The organism is Alkalihalophilus lindianensis (assembly GCF_032843265.1).
Lineage (GTDB): Bacteria > Bacillota > Bacilli > Bacillales > Bacillaceae_D > Alkalihalophilus > Alkalihalophilus lindianensis.
In genome coordinates this window covers 1-416 of record NZ_JAWJBA010000063.1, presented here as the reverse complement: position 1 = coordinate 416, position 416 = coordinate 1, and the positions used below count along the sequence as shown (strand labels likewise).

1 protein-coding gene is annotated in these 416 nt (G+C 39.4%); it reads right to left on the bottom strand.

The genetic code is table 11. From position 1 onward, the window contains the following. Positions 1 to 28 precede the first annotated feature (28 nt). Entirely contained in the window at positions 29 to 364 is a 336-nt protein-coding gene (gene ctaF / locus RYX56_RS21290; protein WP_199417506.1) for a cytochrome c oxidase subunit IVB, read from the bottom strand. Positions 365 to 416 lie beyond the last annotated feature (52 nt).

The following is a 416-nucleotide window of genomic DNA, read 5'->3' as shown; positions in this document are numbered from 1 at the left end:
GATTGCAGCCGATTCTCCTTCCATTAAATTACCACCAAATAATTGTCATAAAGGCCCAAACCATAATCATAGCCAAAAACACGCCTGTAAACAAGAACATGCTTGGCGCTTCATGGCCTTTATGACTCATATGCATGAAATAAAAAAGCTGAAAAACAACCTGAACACAAGCTAAAAGAAGAATAAATGGCACGACAAACCATGCCGTAAATCCTTTGATGGCTACTACCCCAAATGCCACGAATGTTAAGAAAATCATCAATGTAAAGGAAATAACTTGATAGCGCATTTCCTCCGCATTTTTCCTGCGGCGATATTCCAGGTCCACTCTTGGGTTACTTGAGCTTAATGGTTGATTTGTCATTTTACCCCACCATCCCCATTAAATATACTACCGTAAAGATGAATACCCAAAC